Origin of the sequence: Chitinophaga eiseniae, assembly GCF_012641265.1 — a bacterium.
GTDB classification, from domain to species: Bacteria; Bacteroidota; Bacteroidia; order Chitinophagales; family Chitinophagaceae; genus Chitinophaga; species Chitinophaga eiseniae_A.
Window position 1 is genome coordinate 1 of sequence record NZ_JABAHZ010000028.1, and the last position, 934, is coordinate 934.

1 rRNA gene is annotated in these 934 nt (G+C 38.5%); it reads left to right on the top strand.

Annotated elements, in window-relative coordinates:
* Window positions 1-2: 2 nt before the first annotated feature.
* A 5S ribosomal RNA gene (gene rrf, locus HGH91_RS30950) occupies window positions 3-114 on the top strand.
* Window positions 115-934 lie beyond the last annotated feature (820 nt).

A 934-nucleotide genomic window follows, 5' to 3' on the forward strand; every position in this document is an offset into this window, starting at 1 on the left:
CTTATGGTGGTTATGCCGAGGGTGTTCACCTCTTCCCATTCCGAACAGAGAAGTTAAGCCCCTCATGGCCGATGGTACTGCACTATCATGCGGGAGAGTAGGTAGCTGCCATACTTATTAAGAAAAGCCTTGGTGCCTTTGCACTAAGGCTTTTTCTTTCTTATATAAGTAGAGAGTGTTGCTAAAGAGTAGCAATGATTTTCTCTCAAATACTCAGAATAACATTACTTGCCAGGCCTACTGCCTGGACATCTAATCTCTGACACAGTTCTTTACAGGTGCGGCTTACAGCTGCCAGATGATACATCCGGCCAGGCAATATCCTGCCAACTACACTTATCAGTATCATCGTTTTCACTGCTGCAATAGTGCTGAAAACATTCTTAAGCCTCTGGCTTAACACCAATTGACATACAGAAAATACCAGCAATTAAGTTGTAATAATTTTTGCTTGCGAATGATAAAGATGCTATCTTTGCCGTCCGCTTCGGAAAACAGCAGTTCTTTGTGAAATAAGGGTTTGATTATCAGGTTACTATAATGCACTTTCCCAATATATAAGTCATTAGAAAAGAGATAATTAAATATAAAAAATGTTGTAAAAGTTTTGGTGGTTAAATAAAAGATCACTACCTTTGCAACCCCAACGCAAACGATACGAAAAAGTTCTTCTAAAAATAATAAAGATGTTCTGGCCAAAGGGTCAACAGGGATCGGATCTCACACATCGGCAAACAATCTTTAGAGATTGAAAAGTTCTTTGAAAGAATGGAAACAACAGCACGAATCTAAGTAGTGATGCTTAGATTCAAACACAGGTAATGTTAAAGCTAAACATAATTTAAAACGATCCGATTGATTTCGAGAGAAATTAGTCAGTATCAAAACTTCTTTACAATGGAGAGTTTGATCCTGGCTCAGGATGAACGCTAGC